The 16360-nt window shown below is 38.2% G+C and carries 16 protein-coding genes; 12 read left to right on the plus strand and 4 right to left on the minus strand.

What is annotated here, in order from left to right:
* Positions 1 to 26 precede the first annotated feature (26 nt).
* From ald to BK574_RS22300, 5 genes are all read left to right on the plus strand, one after another.
* The gene (gene ald, locus BK574_RS22280; RefSeq protein ID WP_078430132.1) at positions 27 to 1148 is read left to right on the plus strand and encodes an alanine dehydrogenase; all 1122 of its coding nucleotides are present in this window, start codon (positions 27 to 29) and stop codon (positions 1146 to 1148) included.
* Positions 1149 to 1282: 134 nt separating this feature from the next.
* Positions 1283 to 2131: a YitT family protein gene (locus BK574_RS22285; RefSeq protein WP_075386002.1), complete on the plus strand. Its 849-nt coding sequence runs from the start codon at positions 1283 to 1285 to the stop codon at positions 2129 to 2131.
* Between the two features lie 71 nt (positions 2132 to 2202).
* Positions 2203 to 2886 (plus strand): metal-dependent hydrolase, encoded by a 684-nt coding sequence (locus BK574_RS22290; RefSeq protein ID WP_078430133.1) that lies wholly within the window; start codon positions 2203 to 2205, stop codon positions 2884 to 2886.
* A 230-nt stretch (positions 2887 to 3116) separates the two neighbouring features.
* Positions 3117 to 3362: a hypothetical protein gene (locus BK574_RS22295; RefSeq protein WP_078430134.1), complete on the plus strand. Its 246-nt coding sequence runs from the start codon at positions 3117 to 3119 to the stop codon at positions 3360 to 3362.
* A 94-nt stretch (positions 3363 to 3456) separates the two neighbouring features.
* Positions 3457 to 4764 (plus strand): DRTGG domain-containing protein, encoded by a 1308-nt coding sequence (locus BK574_RS22300; protein WP_078430135.1) that lies wholly within the window; start codon positions 3457 to 3459, stop codon positions 4762 to 4764.
* A gap of 80 nt (positions 4765 to 4844) precedes the next feature.
* Here BK574_RS22300 and BK574_RS22305 read toward each other — a convergent pair whose 3' ends face one another.
* On the minus strand, positions 4845 to 5144 hold the full coding sequence (locus BK574_RS22305) for a YtpI family protein (RefSeq protein ID WP_075386006.1): 300 nt from the start codon (positions 5142 to 5144) through the stop codon (positions 4845 to 4847).
* 105 nt (positions 5145 to 5249) lie between these two features.
* On the opposite strand from BK574_RS22305, the gene BK574_RS22310 reads away from it, so the two are divergent.
* Positions 5250 to 6188, plus strand: a complete 939-nt coding sequence (locus tag BK574_RS22310) for a DHH family phosphoesterase (protein WP_078430136.1) — start codon at positions 5250 to 5252, stop codon at positions 6186 to 6188.
* Positions 6189 to 6516: 328 nt separating this feature from the next.
* Here the strand turns inward: BK574_RS22310 and BK574_RS22315 are convergent, their stop codons facing one another.
* The 3 genes from BK574_RS22315 to ytrH all read right to left on the minus strand — a co-directional run bounded on the left by BK574_RS22315 (position 6517) and on the right by ytrH (position 7707).
* The gene (locus tag BK574_RS22315; RefSeq protein ID WP_078430137.1) at positions 6517 to 6726 is read right to left on the minus strand and encodes a YtzJ family protein; all 210 of its coding nucleotides are present in this window, start codon (positions 6724 to 6726) and stop codon (positions 6517 to 6519) included.
* A 147-nt stretch (positions 6727 to 6873) separates the two neighbouring features.
* The gene (gene ytrI, locus BK574_RS22320; protein WP_078430138.1) at positions 6874 to 7377 is read right to left on the minus strand and encodes a sporulation membrane protein YtrI; all 504 of its coding nucleotides are present in this window, start codon (positions 7375 to 7377) and stop codon (positions 6874 to 6876) included.
* Between the two features lie 6 nt (positions 7378 to 7383).
* Positions 7384 to 7707, minus strand: coding sequence for a sporulation membrane protein YtrH (gene ytrH / locus BK574_RS22325; protein WP_075386009.1), 324 nt, complete (start codon positions 7705 to 7707; stop codon positions 7384 to 7386).
* 183 nt (positions 7708 to 7890) lie between these two features.
* Here ytrH and dnaE point away from each other — a divergent pair, with 183 nt between their 5' ends.
* The 6 genes from dnaE (at position 7891) to pfkA (ending at position 16310) form a co-directional block, all read left to right on the plus strand.
* Positions 7891 to 11238 carry a DNA polymerase III subunit alpha gene (gene dnaE, locus BK574_RS22330; RefSeq protein ID WP_078430139.1) on the plus strand — a complete coding sequence of 1116 codons (3348 nt, stop codon included), beginning with the start codon at positions 7891 to 7893 and terminating at the stop codon, positions 11236 to 11238.
* A gap of 123 nt (positions 11239 to 11361) precedes the next feature.
* Positions 11362 to 12594: an NADP-dependent malic enzyme gene (gene ystJ / locus BK574_RS22335; protein ID WP_075386011.1), complete on the plus strand. Its 1233-nt coding sequence runs from the start codon at positions 11362 to 11364 to the stop codon at positions 12592 to 12594.
* Between the two features lie 24 nt (positions 12595 to 12618).
* Entirely contained in the window at positions 12619 to 13284 is a 666-nt protein-coding gene (locus BK574_RS22340) for a FadR/GntR family transcriptional regulator (protein ID WP_078430140.1), read from the plus strand.
* Positions 13285 to 13395: 111 nt separating this feature from the next.
* The gene (gene accD, locus BK574_RS22345; RefSeq protein WP_078430141.1) at positions 13396 to 14238 is read left to right on the plus strand and encodes an acetyl-CoA carboxylase, carboxyltransferase subunit beta; all 843 of its coding nucleotides are present in this window, start codon (positions 13396 to 13398) and stop codon (positions 14236 to 14238) included.
* Between the two features lie 17 nt (positions 14239 to 14255).
* A complete protein-coding gene (gene accA, locus BK574_RS22350; protein ID WP_078430142.1) occupies positions 14256 to 15230 on the plus strand; it encodes an acetyl-CoA carboxylase carboxyl transferase subunit alpha in 975 nt (324 codons plus the stop codon).
* 120 nt (positions 15231 to 15350) lie between these two features.
* Positions 15351 to 16310 carry a 6-phosphofructokinase gene (gene pfkA, locus BK574_RS22355; protein ID WP_075386015.1) on the plus strand — a complete coding sequence of 320 codons (960 nt, stop codon included), beginning with the start codon at positions 15351 to 15353 and terminating at the stop codon, positions 16308 to 16310.
* Positions 16311 to 16360: the final 50 nt, after the last annotated feature.

The raw sequence follows: 16360 nt of genomic DNA on the forward strand, positions 1-16360 counted from the left end.
TTCACTTTACAAATGAGGTGTAAGGTTTGAAAATCGGTGTCCCAACTGAAATAAAAAATAACGAAAATCGAGTAGCGATGACGCCTGCCGGAGTTATTACGCTCTCTAATTTAGGACATGAAGTTTTTATTCAAAAAGGGGCTGGAAATGGCTCAGGCTTTACGGATGAACAATATGTAAATGCTGGTGCGATAATCGTTGAGTCAGCAAAGGAAGCTTGGTCACAGGAGATGGTAATGAAAGTTAAGGAGCCACTTGCTGAAGAATTTGATCACTTTTATGAAGGTCAAATTTTATTTACGTACTTACATTTAGCTCCAGAGCGTCAATTAACCCAAGCGTTGATAGATCGAAAAGTAGTTGGAATTGCTTATGAAACGGTACAGCCACCCAATGGTTCACTGCCACTTCTCATTCCGATGAGTGAAGTGGCTGGACGAATGGCTTCACAAATCGGTGCGCAATTTTTAGAGAAACCAAATGGGGGGAAAGGTACATTATTATCAGGAGTTCCAGGTGTTAACCGTGGAAAGGTTACGATAATCGGTGGAGGAATTGTTGGTACCAATGCAGCAAAAATTGCGATTGGTTTAGGAGCTAATGTGACTATTCTTGATTTAAGTCCAGACCGACTAAGACAATTGGATGATATTTTCGGAAAAGAAATTAACACGATGATGTCTAACCCAATGAATATAGCTGATTCAGTTCGTGATTCGGATTTAGTCATTGGTGCGGTTCTAATTCCAGGTGCAAAGGCTCCGCGTCTTGTGACAGAAGAAATGATTCAATCGATGCAACCAGGTTCCGTTGTAGTTGATGTTGCAATTGATCAAGGTGGGATTTTTGAAACAACGGACCGTATCACAACGCATGATAACCCAACGTATGAAAAACATGGTGTGCTGCATTACGCTGTCGCCAACATGCCAGGAGCAGTGCCAAGAACTTCGACGATTGCGTTAACAAACGTAACGATCCCATTTGCAGCTCAAATCGCAAACAAAGGATTCCGACAAGCTTGTCTTGATAATTCAGCGTTATTAAAAGGAATTAACACATTAGAAGGGCATGTCACCTATCAAGCCGTTGCCGAAGCTCAAGACTTAGAGTATAAGAGTGCACTGGAAATACTGCAAAATAATTAGAAAAAAAGGAAGCAGCTAAGGATGATATCATCTTTAGCTTTTTTCTTTGATACGGTAGAGAAATAGAGCATATATTAAAGTAATGAAAATCTTATGGTAAAATAAGCTAAAGGATTAAGGTAAAGGGGAAACGAATGAAAAAAATATTGGATTATCTGTTACTTACCATTGGCTCTTTAATCACAGCGGTTGGGTTAGAGTTAATTCTTGCTCCGAATGGTTTAGTAGACGGTGGGGTTACCGCCATTTCTATTATGGTAAATTCGGTTTGGGGCTTTCCTATATGGGCAGTGTACATTGCTTTAAATCTACCAACGTTAATGTTTGCAGCAAACTTTATGGGAAGGCGATTTGTTGTTCGAACGATCTATGCCAATATAGTCACTACACTTGGGCTTATGTGGTTAGCCCCAATGGCGGCTATCACCTCTTCGGAAGTTTTAATCGTTTTATACGGTGGATTGCTCTTAGGTGTAGGAATTGGTCTTGTTGTTAAGTCTGGTGGGGCTGTTGATGGAACGGAAATGTTAGCAATTTGGATGCAACGTCGTTTTCATATTCCAATTAGTACATTTTTATTAGCCGTTAATGCACTCATATTAACAGCAGCGGCCTTTGTATTTACATTAGAAAAAGCGATGTTCTCGATTGCTGTCTTCTATATCGTGTCTAAAATGATAGATTTTGTATTAGATGGTTTAAATCAAGGGAAATCGGTAATGATTATTTCTGACCAGCCTTATGAAGTTGGAGAATGTCTTTTGAAAGAATTAGATGTTCAAATTACTTATCTACATGGACAAGGTGGGTATACTGGTGACGAACGCTTAATCATTTATTGCATTACGAATCGCTTTATGTATCCAAAACTAAAAGATGTCGTCTTGTCCGTTGACCCGAATGCTGTATTAGAAGCCTCATTTGTAACGGAAACGCAAGGTATTAAGAAGAAGAAGGTTACTCATGATTCAAAATCATCATAATTTCGTAGCAGGAATTAACCTTATCATCTCGTAATGATAAAAAGAGAAACGAAAAGGAGCTGAATGTTTAAATGAAACTATCATTTCATGGCCACTCTGTTGTAATGATTGAGACAAATGGAACCAACATAATCATCGACCCGTTTATTACAGGCAATGGACAAAGCGATTTAAATGCAGATCATGTTAAGGTGGATGTTATTTTACTTACGCATGGTCATAATGATCATGTAGGTGACACGGTAGAATTAGCAAAACGAAACAATGCTCTTGTTATAGCACCGTTTGAATTGGCTACATATTTAGGTTGGCAAGGAGTTACTGTCCACCCGATGCATATTGGTGGTGCTCACACCTTTGAATTTGGAAGAGTGAAGTTAACGCAGGCGTTTCACGGGTCGGCTATGGTAAATGAAGATGAAAAGGCAATTATTTATACAGGAATGCCAAGCGGAATTTTATTTTCAGCTGAAGGCAAAACCATTTATCATGCAGGAGATACAGCGTTGTTTTCGGATATGAAACTGATCGGTGAACTTAATGATATCGATGTTGCATTCTTACCAATTGGTGACAACTTTACGATGGGACCTGAAGATGCATCGCTTGCAGCGAAGTGGGTTCAAGCTAAACAAGTTATCCCAGTTCATTACAATACGTTCCCTGTCATTGAGCAAGATGGAAATCAGTTTGTGCAACAACTTCCAGCTGGTGTTGGGAAAGTATTAGCCCCTGGAGAAGCAATTGAACTATAAATGATGTGAAAAGAAGCACAACTTAGCAAAAAAAGTTATGCTTCTTTTTTTATGATTTGCTCATATGATAAAATAGGACAACTTTACAAGAAAAGCGGATGTTGCCGTTTAGCACCGACAAGCAAATGTTCTGGCGGTAAAAGTCCGCAATTTGACATTTACCCTGCCAGGTTATTTGACCTCGAGGTGCTGGCTATAAAATTATTTGGGATAGAAAGGGAGGAAAGACGATGAAACAAAGACTATTTTTGTGTGTACTACTTGCATGTGCACTTATTTACTTTGCAGTACCACGTATTCCACTAGGAGAACCAGGGTTAGGTGGGATTTTTGCACTATCTTGGCTTTTATTTGCGTTAATTGTTGTAGGAGGGAATTTAGTTGGAATCCTTTACAAGAAAGAGCCTAAAAAGCTATCTACAGGAGAAGTAGAAACAGGAAATCAAGGAAATAAAGTAAGAAGATATAGTAGGTAGCCTTGAAGTGCCTATCCCCGAACAGTATAATAGAACTAATACAGTTTAGAGAAGTTTAATAGATACAGTTCACAAGAAAGTGTGGTGAGGGGATATGGCAACAAAACATGAACAAATATTGCAACATATAAACGATCTAGGAATCGGTGAAAAGATTTCGGTTCGCCAAATTGCAAAAGCACTTAATGTCAGTGAAGGGACAGCCTATCGAGCGATAAAAGAAGCTGAAAACCAAGGGTTTGTATCAACGATAGAACGAGTAGGTACAATCCGCATTGAAAAGAAAAAGAAGGAAAATATTGAAAAGTTGACGTTTGCTGAAGTCGTAAATATTGTTGACGGGTCTGTTCTCGGTGGAAGACAAGGACTTTATAAAACGTTAAACCGTTTTGTTATTGGAGCAATGAAGCTAGAAGCGATGATGCGCTATGTTGATCCAGGTAACCTATTAATCGTTGGAAATCGTTATCAGGTGCATAAAATTGCATTAGAAGCTGGGGCAGCGGTATTAATTACAGGTGGCTTTGATACGAGTGATGAGGTTATTAAATTAGCTGATGAATTAGAGCTTCCGATTATCTCAACAAGCTATGATACCTTTACAGTGGCAACGATGATTAACCGTGCTATTTATGACCAACTTATTAAAAAAGAAATCGTTCTTGTTGATGATATATTAATTCCCTTACAAGATACATATTATATGACAATAACGAATACGGTTGAAAAGTGGCATGAGTTAAATCAAAAAACAGGACATAGCAGGTATCCTGTCGTAGATGAAGGATTTAGAGTTCAAGGGATGGTTACATCTAAAGACGTACTTGGAGTCAATCGCTTAACTCCTATTGAAAAAGTGATGACGAAAAATCCGATTACAGTTAATGAACGGACTTCTGTAGCTTCTGTTGCCCATGTTATGGTTTGGGAAGGAATAGAGTTGCTTCCAGTCGTCGACCAGCAACGCAAACTGATCGGAGTTATTAGTAGACAAGATGTACTAAAGGCACTGCAAATGGTCCAACGTCAACCACATGTAGGAGAGACGATCGAAGACGTTGTTACGAGCCGCTTATCTGATCACTCCACATCGGATCAACTTTTGTTTCAATGTGAAGTCACCCCGCAAATGACGAATCACTTAGGTACGTTATCCTATGGTGTTGTGACAACAATTGTCACAGAAGCAGGGAGTCGGGCACTGAGAAAATATAAAAAAGGTGATCTTGTCGTTGAGAATGTAACTCTATACTTTATTAAGCCTGTACAAATTGATACAACAATTAATATTCAACCCAAATTGCTTGAAATTGGAAGAAAACATGGAAAAATTGATGTTGAGCTTTATCATGATGGTGAAATCGTTGGAAAAGCGTTAATGATGGCGCAACTTCTCGACTAAATAAAAATATCGTTTATCACGAGTAAACATGAATAAAGTACAAAAGAGGCAGACCTAATTGCGTCAGCCGCTTTTCACGATTATCTTGCTTTTCGTTCCTCTACGACTTGTGGAAGATAATGCTTGTAATTTTGAAAACCGAAATAGGCGTTAGCAACACCTAATAAAGTAAAAATAATTCCAATAATAATATCTACTGTACTTCTTGGAAAGACGAGTAGATTAAGGCCAAAGAAAATAAGAAATGCACCTAGTGCAATATTGGCTCGAGTTTGCTGCCACTTCTTCTCAATTGTAGCCGTTGTACGCCAAAACTTTATTTTAAAATAAATAAAGAATGCGAGCGATATCACAATTAAAATAAGTAATGATTGTGTCATGTATATAGGACCTCCTTTTGCTTTGTGTCCTTTCATTGGACAAGCGTCATTACATATTTTAACGTGAAAGGAATACTAAATCTAGTTTTCAAAGGAGAATGACAAATGATTGAAACAATTTTAAAAAAAATTGTGGAGTATGAGACGATCATTATCCATCGCCACGAACGTCCTGATCCAGATGCGATCGGTTCCCAAGTAGGGTTAGCGGAATTAATAAAATCGACATTCGAAAATAAGAAAGTATTTGTGGTCGGTGAGGAAGAACCTTCATTAAATTTTTTAGCGACGATGGACGAAATTGAGGATACTACATATACAGGTGCTTTGGTGATCGTTTGTGATACAGCGAATACGGAACGGATTAGTGATCAACGATACGATAAGGGCGATTTCCTGATTAAAATCGATCATCATCCAAACGAAGACCCTTATGGAGATATTGTCTGGGTGAATACCGAAGCGAGTTCTGTCTGTGAAATGATCGTAGAACTGTATTTAGAAGCGAAAAATTATGTCTTAACCGATCAATCCGCTTTACTATTGTATTCAGGAATTGTGGGGGATACGGGACGGTTTCGCTATTCAAATACTACGTCGAAAACACACCGATACATAAGCGAGTTATTACAATTAAACATTGATCAGACGATGTTTTATTCAAACCTATATAAAAAAGATGAAAAGATGACTCGTCTTGAAGGATATATCCTCCAACATTTTGAGATGGATGACAGGGGACTAGGAATCATGAATTTAACAAAGGATGTTCTCCAAAAGTTTAAGGTTACCGCAAATGAATCTTCTCAATTGGTGAATTCTTTTAGTGATGTTGAAGGTCTAAAAGCATGGGTATTTTTTGTAGAAGATGAAGATAGTGGAGACATTCGAGTGCGATTACGTTCGAAAGGTCCCCACGTTCATCAGATTGCACAAAAGTATCGTGGTGGCGGTCATCCGATGGCTTCGGGAGCGAAAGCAAAAGATTGGAATGAGACAAAGCTCATTATTAAGGATTTACTTGAAGCTTGTAAAACAAAATAAGCGAACTTGTTTGAGCAAGCTGGACCATCGGGTAATCCGATGGAGTCTTGACTCCACCTGATTAGAACTTCCCACCTACGCTAATAGGTAGTGGTCTTCACCCTAAAAACTGAAACAGATAAAGAGAGACTTCCAAAAAATTCTACGATCGGAATTTTGGAAGCCTCTCTTTTTGTTTATCCCGCATCAACTGGCAGTAATATCCCCACTTCAAGACTTCGAAGAATCAAAGAAGGATAAGTGGGGGATAAACTGCCAGTAAGTGCCTGATTGGTTCAACTAACCATCAGTGGGGGAAGAGGAAAACCTCACTGATGGAAGTTTCACTTTATTCTTTTTTGTTTGCTGGAATAAACCACGAACCCATTTCGGTAACATCTTCGTATACTTCAATACCTTCTTTGGCCAGCTGCTTTTTTATCATCTCGGATACTTCTTTTGATTCAGCGAATGCAGAATACCCTGCCTTTAACTTTTCTACTTTTTTTAACGCCATTTCTTTTCGATTAATTACCATTTCTTTTCCAGTAACATCCATGTAAAGCACCTCCTACGGATTGGAGTGATTTGTTCGTTTTAGACAAATATGCTAATTCTATTATAACGGAAAAGAAAGAGAAATGAGAGTATTTTGCAATAATTTTCACAAATTTTCTACTTAGTAAATCTTGTGTTAAATGAGATGTTATGGGGCTAGTTCTATTTTCATATGAAGAACTAATGTGGTGTATAAGTGAACTTGTTCTACTTTTAATTTGTAACGATTGTCACCAATTTCAAATACCGTATTTTCAATTGTTCGAATCATTAATTCCTCTGTAGCAGAAACCGTTGCAATGTCTTTTCCTTTTAAAAAACGAAGTTCATTCAAACCTTTTTGTTTTAATTCATATAACGTTAATTCACTTAGTTTTACTTGTTTTTCATTTGTAAAGTACATTTCTAGCTCTTGGATCGTCAGCTTCTTTTCATTTTCCTCATTCAATTTTTTTTCGACGCTTCTTAACGTTTCAATGTCTTGTTTTAAAGAGTCGATCGTAATCTGTTGTTTTTTTATTTCACTAACTAATGTTTCGTTAATGGTTCCAAATTCGTAGACAAAAAACACCCAACCGATAATCATTCCAATAATAATGCCAGCAAAGAAACGTTGCCAACCTGGTCGCTTGTAATATGGAGGAACTCTCATAAATCACTACTCCTGGGTTAGCCATTGAATAATCGTTGTCCCGGCTTGAGCGCCACATAGGGCAGAAAAAATCATTAAAAGCGTTTTGAAAATATCATCATGTGTTCCTTGAAATAGACCACGTTCTAAGCTCGTAAACGCATCAAATGTACCACCTATGGCTGCGACAATCGCCCATATCTTTAAACTTGCTGCTAATTCACTTATCTTTTGCAATGGGGGTTCCCCGATTAAAAATGCACTAATACCACCAATAATAGCACCACCTATGATTACACCAAAAGCAACGAAGAAGTCTACAACGAGAGTAGCAGCAAAATTTCGGTCCATATAGAACCTCTCCTTTTTCTAAACAAGATGAATTCCTTTCTATCATGTATAGCTCGTCTTTAGTGATAATATGCTTGTTTTTTCCTTTCGAGACCTTCAATAGTATAATGAAAATAAAGGGTGCGTTAATCACCTTTAATGTGGGAAAGGTGCCTGGCACCTATTAAGGGAAGGAGACGTCAGATGAGTTTTGTCCATCTGCATGTACATACAGAATACAGTTTATTAACAGGCGCATGTCGGATCCGCGAAGTCGTACAAAGTGCAAAGGACAAAGGGTTTCAAGCACTAGCGATCACGGATAAAGGTGTTCTTTTTGGGGCAATTCCTTTTTATAAAGAGTGTTTAGCAAAAGGAATTAAGCCTATTATCGGACTGGAGTTAAAGGTAACGAATGCCGATCAAACAAAAGCTTACCCCATTCTTTTTTATGCTAAAAATAGAATAGGATATCAACATTTAATTCAACTTTCAACGCTTGCGAATCGTCACCCTCACCAAACAGTTGATTTAGATAGTGTCCTCAAATACAAGGATGGTTTAATCGTTGTCATTGGGTATGAAAAGGGACTAATTCTTGATGCCATCTACTCCAATAATCAACAGGAGTTGGAGCAATTTCTCAGACAGTTGAAGGCAAAAATAAGTTTGACTGATCTGTATATCGAAATTCAAATTCATCACAGAGAAGATTTAGTTATACTGAATAAAGTTGTAGAACTAGCTATGTTCTATGAAATTGAAGTAGTTGCTTCTAACCATGTTCATTTTACGGATCAAGAGCAAGTATTAGCTTATGAAACCGTAAACAGCATTCGAGAAGGGAAATGGGTTGAACGTGATGATCTTCGCCATGAGCAGTATTATTTAAAAACGGCAGAAGAAATGAATATCCTTTTTAAAAAATACGTTAGCTTTTTAGCCAATTCAGTAAAGATTGCTGATCGTTGTTCGCTATCGCTTTCGCTTGGTACTATACAACTACCGAAATTTCCGCTAACTGGAGATGTTACGAGTGATCGTTTTCTCTATGAAAAATGTCTTGAACAAATGACATTAAAGTATGCTGATATTACGGATGTAATAAAAGAACGACTTCGTTATGAACTACAAGTCATTTCGACCATGGGTTTTAGTGACTACTTTTTAATCGTATGGGATTTTATGAAGTTTGCTAGCGACGCGGGAATGATAACAGGACCAGGAAGGGGTTCGGCTGCAGGTTCATTAGTTGCTTATTTGTTAGACATTACTAAGATTGATCCAATCCAATACGGTTTATTGTTTGAACGGTTTTTAAATCCAGAACGGATAACGATGCCGGATATTGACATTGATTTTCCAGATCATAGACGTGATGAAGTGATTGACTATGTCCGTCAAAAATATGGTGAAGAGCATGTAGCACAAATCATTACTTTTGGTACGTTAGCAGCAAGAGCAGCAGTTCGTGATGTGGGCCGAGTGATGAACATCGATAGTCGAATTATTGATAGGGTGGCTAAGCTGATCCCCAACACACCAGGGATTAAGTTAGAAATCGCATGGATGGAAAATAAAAAATTACAGCAAATCGTTCAAGATACACCTGTTGCCAAACGGTTGTATGAAGCAGCACGGTTAGTAGAAGGATTACCTCGACATACGTCTACTCATGCTGCAGGAGTTGTGATGAGTTCAACACGTTTAACGGATCATGTGCCTTTATTAATCGATGAACAACGAACAGCTTTGACGCAATATTCAATGGGCGTATTAGAGGAAATTGGCTTATTGAAAATGGATTTTTTAGGTCTACGGAACTTAACGCTTTTGGAGCAAATTGTATTTGCTGTTAAAAAAAGTACAGGTGAGACCTTAAATATCGATGCATTGCCACTTGATGATTCTAAAACGTTTGAGTTGCTATGCAAGGGTGAAACAACAGGGGTATTTCAACTAGAGTCTCAAGGGATGAGAAGAGTATTACAGCAGCTGCAACCATCTGAGTTTGAAGATATTGTTGCTGTTAACGCTCTTTATCGACCAGGTCCTATGGAGTTTATTGGGACCTATATTGATGGAAAGCATAATCGTCGAAAAGTAATCTACCCACATCCGCATTTGGAACCAATATTAAAGCCAACATATGGTGTTATCGTTTATCAAGAGCAAATTATGCAGATTGCAGCAACGATGGCAGGGTTCTCACTAGGGGAAGCCGATTTATTGAGACGTGCGGTCAGTAAGAAAAAGCGAGATGTGTTAGAAGAACAGCGATTTAAGTTTGTGAAAGGCGCGAAACAACAAGGGTATGATGAAAAGAGTGCAAATGATGTTTATAACATGATCGTCCGCTTTGCTAACTATGGCTTTAACCGTAGTCATGCCGTCGCTTATAGTATGATTGCGTATCAATTAGCATATTTAAAAGCGAACTATCCGACATCGTTTTATGCTGCTTTGTTTTCAAGTGTTGTTTTTCATCAAGAAAAATTAAGTCAATATATAGCGGAAGCGAAAAATCACGGCATTAAGATATTACCACCACATATTAATCGTAGCTCCTATACTTTTTCTATGGAGGAGCAAGGAATTCGCTTTGGTTTTGCGCCAATTCGATATGTGGGGGAAAAAGCGGCTTCAGAAATCATCAGCAAACGAAACAACAAGGATTATAAGGATTTATTTGATTTTTGTGCCAGAGTGGACATGCGTGCAGTAACGAAACGAGCCATTGAAGCTCTCGTTGTTGCAGGTTGCTTTGATACATTTGGTTATCACCGTGCTCAATTACTAGCTACTCTAGATGATGCACTCGAGTATGGAGAAGAAGTTATGAAAAATCATAAAATGAACGGACAGCTATTTTCACTTGAAATGGAGCGACCAAGTTACTACTCAGTTCCACCATTTAGTGAAGAAGAGCTTCTCCACTATGAATTAGAAGTGACAGGATTGTATCTATCAGGGCACCCGCTTTTAAAGTATTCTTCTATTTTAAAAACATACCATCGGGTGTCCACGAATCAAGCTAGTATCGGAAGTCGAGGATCGAAGCAAACGATTGCGGGATTTTTACAAAGTGTCAGAAGGATAAAAACGAAAAAAGGGGAAGAAATGGGCTTTATTCGTATACAGGATGATGTAGGTGAACTAGAAGTCGTTATATTTCCAAAAAGTTGGCAACACTATAATCACCTTTTAAAAGAAAAAGAATTAGTGCTAGTAGAACTGCAAATAGATGAAAAACAAGATAGACGGTCATTCATTGTTCAACATCTAGCATTATTAAAAGATATAAAAGAAAAAAAGAAAGAAACAAGAATATTTTTACGAGTGCAGGAAAATCATGAAAAGAAGGAGATACTTGAAAAGGTAAAAGAAATTCTCTTATACCATAATGGAGATGCACAAGTTATTTTATTTTACGAAGAAACAAATAAGAAAGTTGTTTTATCCGAACAATATTCGATAAGTAGTACAGGTGAGGAGATCAGGCAGTTACAGAACCTTCTAGGAACGAAAAATGTTGTGATTAAAAGTGAATAAGTAGTGTAACAATTTGTCGGGTCTGGTATAATAAAATTCAGTTTGTTAGTGGTCAGACCAGTAAAGTCTGAACGAATCTAAAAAGTATTCGATAATAGGATGAGAGAGAAGGAGAGAATGCACATGTCGACAATTAGAGAAGAAGCCCTACATATGCATCGTGTGAATCAAGGAAAATTAGAATCGAAATCAAAGGTTGCGGTCCGTAATGCGTATGATTTAAGTCTTGCGTATTCCCCAGGTGTCGCAGAGCCTTGTAAAGAAATTTTTGATAATGTAGAAAACGTTTATGAATATACGATGAAAGGTAATATGGTTGCTGTCGTATCAGATGGTACTGCAGTACTTGGACTAGGGAACATCGGCCCAGAGGCAGCTTTACCAGTAATGGAAGGGAAAGCTGTATTATTCAAGTCATTTGCAGGTGTGGATGCATTTCCAATTTGCCTAAAAACGAATGATGTAGAAAAAATTATCGAAACCGTCAAGCTTCTAGAACCTACGTTTGGTGGTGTGAACTTAGAAGATATTGCTGCTCCGAACTGTTTCGTAATTGAAGAACGTTTAAAAAGAGAAACGAACATACCTATTTTCCATGACGACCAACATGGTACAGCCATTGTTACATTAGCTGGATTAATTAACGCATTGAAATTAACGGGTAAAAAAATGTCTCAAATTAAAGTAGTTGCTAATGGTGCTGGTGCAGCAGGGATTGCCATTATAAAACTAATGCATAGTATGGGTGTGCGAGATATTATTATGTGTGATTCAAAAGGCGCGATTTATGAAGGACGTCCACATGGTATGAATGACGTGAAAGCGGAAGTTGCTAAATTCACAAATCGTGAACATAAAGAGGGAAATCTCGAAGACGTAATTAAAGGAACAGATGTATTTATTGGTGTATCTGTTGCTGGTGCGCTTACAAAAGAAATGATTGAAAGCATGAATGATGATCCAACGATTTTTGCGATGGCTAATCCAGTTCCTGAAATTATGCCAGAGGATGCAAAAGCGGCGGGAGCGAAAGTAATTGGTACAGGACGCTCGGATTTTCCTAACCAAGTGAACAATGTTTTAGCATTCCCAGGTATATTCCGCGGTGCATTAGATGTTCGTGCAACACATATAAACGAGGAAATGAAAGTAGCAGCTGTTCATGCGATAGCTAATTTAGTTAGTGAAGAGGAGTTAAATGCGGATTATGTGATCCCTGCTCCATTTGATGCAAGAGTAGCACCTGCAGTAGCGGCTGCAGTGGCGAAAGTAGCAATGGAAACAGGTGTAGCTCGTAAAAAAGTTGATCCTGAACAAGTGGCGGAAAAAACGAGAAAACTTGCTGTAATTGAATAGTATGAGCAAAAGGTTGTGACTCCCGTGGCTAATGACCAACCAAAGCTATATATTGAAATTATAAAACAACTTAATCAAATCATTCGGAATGATCAATTAAAAAGCGGAGATCGACTCCCATCTGAACGTGAACTAAGTGAACGTCTTCAGGTGGGACGTTCTTCTGTAAGGGAAGCCTTTCGAGCGTTAGAATTACTAGAATTAATCGAAACCCGCCGCGGCGAAGGGACATTCATTAAAAAGGCTGGAAGTCATCGATTAGTCGAAATTATTTTATCTTTTATTTTAAATGATGAAAGTGCTAGACAAGACCTTGCAGAGACGAGGAAAATTGTTGAGGTTGAAGCATTACGATTAGCGTGCCAACGAATCACAGATGAACAACTAGATACGTTAAACAAACTTATCGAGAAATCGAAAAGTGAATGGCAACATGGAGATTTTCCTGTCGAAGAAGATTACTTATTTCATAAAACGATTGTAGAAGCTTGTCACAATGGTTTGTTGCTAAATCTATGGATTCCATTAGTAGAGTATAACAAAGTTGCCATTCGTGAGTCTTTAGCTCGCGAGGGAAGACCTGCAGCATCAATAGCAGAACACGAAAAGGTTTATGAAGCGTTATCGCGAAAATGCGAGCAGGAAGCTGTTGTTGCGCTAGAAGAGCATTTAAAAAATAGTCGATTTTAATCGTTATTTCAAGAACGATTGCAAATGGCCATTTATTGCGGTTGAAGAAATGATTGTGATATGATTATGTAAATTTTGATAGTATCTCTAAGTACAGAGAGAGGTGTTAATGTGTTAAGAGACTTTTTTACAAAAAAGAAAAAGTATGCAACTATACCATCTGAACGAGCGAAGCAAGAAGTTCCAGAAGGGTTAATGACAAAATGTCCGTCTTGTCGGACAATCATGTACACAAAAGAATTAAAGAAAAATTTATATGTCTGCTCAACTTGTGGACATCATCATAGAATGCCCGCATATGAGAGAATTGACAGTCTTGTAGATCAAGGAACGTTCGAAGAATTTGATAAAGATATGATTGCTACAGATCCTCTCCATTTCCCTACATATGAAGAAAAGCTAGAGCAAGACCGGAAAAAAACGGATTTAAATGAAGCGGTCGTAACGGGTAGAGGGAAAATGGACGGGTTTAACATAGTGATTGGTGTAATGGATTCTCGTTTTCGAATGGGAAGTATGGGATCTGTCGTTGGAGAAAAGATTACAAGAGCGATTGAACGAGCGATTGAAGTGAAAGAACCATTTATCTTGTTTTCGGCCTCGGGTGGGGCAAGGATGCAAGAAGGGGTACTTAGCTTGATGCAAATGGCTAAAACGAGTGCTGCATTGCAAAAGCTAGATCGAGAAGGTGGCTTGTTTATTTCGATTATGACGCACCCAACAACAGGGGGAGTTTCGGCAAGTTTTGCTTCACTTGGCGATTACAATTTTGCTGAACCGAAAGCATTAATTGGTTTTGCAGGTCGACGAATTATTGAGCAGACGATCCGTCAAGAATTACCAGTGGATTTTCAAACCGCTGAATTTTTATTAAAGCATGGTCAGCTTGATAGAGTCGTTCCTCGTCAAGAAATGAAAGAAACGTTAGTAAAAGTTATTTCAATGCATCAATAAGTAAGGAGGTGGAACAGATGTCTGATTTAAGTTTTGAAAAACCGATCATAGAACTAAAAGAAAAAATTAAAGAAATTAAATCTTTTACACAAGAAAAGGATATTGATTTGTCTGCTGAAATTGTCAAACTAGAAGCTAGACTAGAACAATTAGAAGCAGATATTTACGGCAATTTGAAACCATGGGAGCGTTTACAAATCGCCCGTTTAGGTGAAAGACCGACTACTTTAGATTATATCAATCACTTATTTACTGACTTTATTGAATTGCATGGTGACCGTTTATACGGTGACGATGCAGCGATTGTTGGTGGGGTAGCGAAATATAAAGGAAATCCTGTGACCGTAATTGGTCATCAAAGGGGAAAAGACACGAAAGAAAACATTCATCGTAACTTTGGGATGCCACATCCAGAAGGGTATCGAAAAGCGTTACGGTTAATGAAACAGGCTAATAAATTTGGAAGACCGATCATTTGCTTCTTAGATACCAAAGGAGCATACCCTGGAATGTCTGCCGAAGAAAGAGGGCAGAGTGAAGCGATTGCTCGTAATTTACTAGAAATGTCAGGGTTTACCGTCCCGATCATCTGTATTGTTATTGGAGAAGGTGCAAGTGGTGGAGCGTTAGCTATTGGCGTTGGGAACCGAATTTATATGCTAGAAAATACGTGGTTTTCCGTCATCTCACCAGAAGGAGCGGCAGCATTATTATGGAAAGATGCAGGTCAAGCACAACGTGCAGCCGATACGATGAAAATTACAGCTCCAGACCTTAAAGAGTTAGGTGTAATTGATGATATTGTTCCTGAAGTTAGAGGTGGAGCACATCGTGATGTGCAGGAACAAGCCAAAATGATCGATCGAATTATTGAAGAAGCGTTAGCTCAACTATCTTCTTTGTCTCCAGAGGAACTAGTAGAAGAACGTTATCAAAAATACAAAAAAATTGGACAATATACGTTTGTAAACGATACCATCAGCATAAACTAAGGAAAAGTGCTTTCTATCCGTAAATAGAAAGCACTTTTCGTTTTGGTTCATGCTATTGTTTTCCTTTTTTTATCGTGGTAGATTGAATTATACGAAAAGCACACATAAGGAGGAAGTAGAATGAAAAAAATAGGTGTGTTAACTAGTGGTGGCGACTCGCCTGGAATGAATGCTGCTATTCGTGCAGTCGTTCGAAAGGCGATTTTTCACGGAATTGAAGTATATGGTGTTTATGCTGGTTTTACTGGATTAATTTCAGGGGATATAAAAAAATTAGAAATTGGTTCTGTTGGTGATATTATACATCGTGGAGGAACGATGTTACATACGGCTCGCTGTGAAGAATTCAAAACGGAAGCAGGTCAGAAAAAAGCGATTGAACAATTAAATAAAATAGGCATTGAAGGGTTAGTCGTCATTGGTGGTGACGGTTCATATCGTGGTGCACAAAAATTAACGGAACGCGGTTACCCGACAATCGGAGTACCAGGAACTATTGATAATGACATTCCAGGTACGGATTTTACAATCGGTTTTGACACGGCTTTAAATACAATTATTGATGCGATTGATAAAATTCGTGATACGGCTACATCTCATGAACGAACATATGTTGTGGAAGTGATGGGAAGAGATGCGGGTGATTTAGCATTATGGGCAGGTTTAGCAGATGGTGCGGAATCGATCATTATACCAGAAGAACAGTATGATATGGATCAGATTGTAAGACGGCTTGAACGTGGTCATAAGCGTGGAAAAAAACACAGTATTATTATTGTCGCGGAAGGGGTAGGAAGCGGCATCGATTTTGCCAATAAAATTCAAGAAGCAACACAAATGGAGACACGTGTGACGGTATTAGGTCATATTCAACGTGGAGGTTCACCAACGGCTTTTGATCGTGTATTAGCAAGTCGCCTTGGAGCAAAAGCTGTGGAGTTGTTATTAGAAGGTCAGGCAGGTAAAACGGTAGGAATCGAGAGTAATAAGCTTGTTTACCATGATATCAATGAAATTCTTAAAGTTAGGCATATTCTTGATAAAGAAATGTACAATCTTTCTCAAGAATTATCAATTTAGCTCGTAAATAAACAATACAAGTTTTTATAACTATTTGTGTGATAGTTATA

This window comes from Alkalihalobacterium alkalinitrilicum (assembly GCF_002019605.1).
GTDB classification, from domain to species: Bacteria; Bacillota; Bacilli; order Bacillales; family Bacillaceae_F; genus Alkalihalobacterium; species Alkalihalobacterium alkalinitrilicum.